The 1,916-nt window shown below is 80.0% G+C and carries 3 protein-coding genes; 1 reads left to right on the top strand and 2 read right to left on the bottom strand.

The window, feature by feature from the left end:
• Together BN344_RS20905 and BN344_RS20900 are read right to left on the bottom strand one after the other, a co-directional pair.
• Positions 1-449, bottom strand: a 449-nt coding sequence (locus tag BN344_RS20905) for a glycerate kinase (RefSeq protein ID WP_231486991.1), incomplete at its 3' end; no start/stop codon positions are given.
• Positions 450-563: 114 nt separating this feature from the next.
• A complete protein-coding gene (locus tag BN344_RS20900) occupies positions 564-1,418 on the bottom strand; it encodes an ATP-binding cassette domain-containing protein (protein ID WP_051516074.1) in 855 nt (284 codons plus the stop codon).
• Positions 1,419-1,591: 173 nt separating this feature from the next.
• Between BN344_RS20900 and BN344_RS20895 the strand changes: the two genes are divergently transcribed.
• A partial coding sequence (locus BN344_RS20895) for a hypothetical protein (protein WP_231486989.1) occupies positions 1,592-1,916 on the top strand: 325 nt, incomplete at its 3' end.

Below are 1,916 nucleotides of genomic sequence, written 5' to 3'. Positions count from 1 at the left end.
AGCAGGCCGGTGCCCCCGTCGGTGCTCGCGCTGCCGCCGATGCCGAGCAGCAGCCGGGGGACGCCGGCGTCCAGTGCGGCGGCGATCGCCTGGCCGAACCCCCGCGTGTGCGCCCAGAACGGGTCGGGGGCACGCATGAGCGGCAGCCCGCTCGTGGCTGCCAGCTCCACCACGCCGGTCCCGTCGGGCAGGAGCAGCCAGGCGGACCGGACGCGGCGGCCGTCGGGGCCCTCGACCTCCACCGGCACCCGCCGCGCGCCCGGGACCGCGGCGGCGAACGCGTCGAGCGTGCCCTCCCCGCCGTCGGCCACCGGCGCGAGGACCACCCGGTCCTGCGGGCGCTCCGTCAGCCAGCCGTCGCGGACGGCCGCCGCGACGCGGTCCGCACCGGCCGACCCCTTGAAGGAGTCCGGTGCGACCAGCACGCGCAGCGCTCCCGCGGTGCTCACGCGCCGCGTTCGCGGACCCGGTCGCCGATCGTCGGCGAGCACCGAGGCGTGGCACGGCTCAGGAGCTGTCCGGTCCGCACCGTCACGGGAACAGCGTAGTGATCCGGTGCCACCTCACCGCCCGACCAGGACCTGCCCGGCGGCGAGGTCGAGCACGGTGTCGCCGTCGCGCTCGACCGCGTCGTCGTGGGTCACGCAGACCACCACCCGGCCGTCCAGTGCGGTGCGCAGGTCGGCGAGCAGCGCCTGCGCCGTCGGGGCGTCCAGGTGCGCGGTCGGTTCGTCGAGGAGGACGACGTCGCGGTCGGCCAGCAGCGCGCGGGCCGCCGCCAGCCGGCGCCGTTCGCCACCGGAGAGGGCGGTGCCGCCGGCGCCGACGGGGGTGTCCAGACCCCGGGGCAGGGAGGCGAGCAGCGGCCCGAGACCGGCGGCCGCGAGCGCTGCGGTCATCCGCGCCACGCCGTCCGCTCCGGCGAGGGCGCCGCGGGGTGCCGCGACGGCCAGGTTGGCCCGGATCGAGGAGGCGAACACGTGCGCCTCCTGCGGCAGCCAGGCGATCCGCCACCGGACGTCGTCGCCGGTCAGCCGCGCGGTGTCGACGCCGTCCAGCGCGTACCGGCCCGACCGCGGGCGCAGGGCGGCCATGAGCACGGCGAGGAAGGTGGACTTGCCGCTGCCCGAGGGGCCGCGCAGCACCAGCCAGCCGTCGCCGCCGCGGGCCGCGGCGGCGAGGTCGCGCAGCACGTCCGGCCCGCCGGGCCAGCCGGCGGTGAGCCCCTCGACGGTCAGGTCGCGCACCCCGGCGGGCGCGGGAAGGGGATCGGCAGGATCCTCGGGCAGCGGTGCGCCGAGGACGGCGTCGATCCGGGCCTGCGCGTCGGCGAGCGCGCCGCGCCGCTGGAGCGCGGGCACCAGGCCGGACAGCGGATCGGCCAGCGCGAGCGGCGCCAGCGCGAGGACCGCGAGCACCGGTCCGGTGACCCCGCCGCGGGCGGCGACGGCCGTGGCGAGGACCGCGGCGAGGCCGGTGCCGAGGACGACCAGCCCGGTGGCGAGGGCCGCCGCACGCTCGCCGGCGCGGCCGGAGGCGGCCTGCCGGTCGGCGACGGCGGTGAGGTCGGCGGCGGTGTGCGCCGCCAGCCGTGCGCCCTCAGATCGGCGGCGCCGTCGAGGGCGGCGCTGGTGGCCCGGAGGGCCTCCACCTGCAGCGTCCGCTCGCGGCGGGCGGCACCCGCGTCGAGCCGGCGGTGCACCGCCACGACGGCGGCGACGGTTCCGGCGAGCACCGCGGCCACCGTGGCGGCGGCCGCGAGGTCGACCAGCGCCAGGACGCCGACGGTCGCCACCGGCACGGCGGCGGCCACGACGAGCACCGGACGCACCCGCACGGTCAGGTCCTGCACGGCGGCGGCGTCCCCCACGACCCGGGCCAGCGCCGCCCCGGGGGTGCGGTCGGCGGCCAGGCCC

The organism is Candidatus Blastococcus massiliensis AP3, from assembly GCF_000582785.1.
GTDB classification, from domain to species: domain Bacteria; phylum Actinomycetota; class Actinomycetes; order Mycobacteriales; family Geodermatophilaceae; genus Blastococcus; species Blastococcus massiliensis.
The sequence above is the reverse complement of the archived record's forward strand: the minus strand, read 5'-3'. Positions and strand labels throughout refer to the sequence as shown.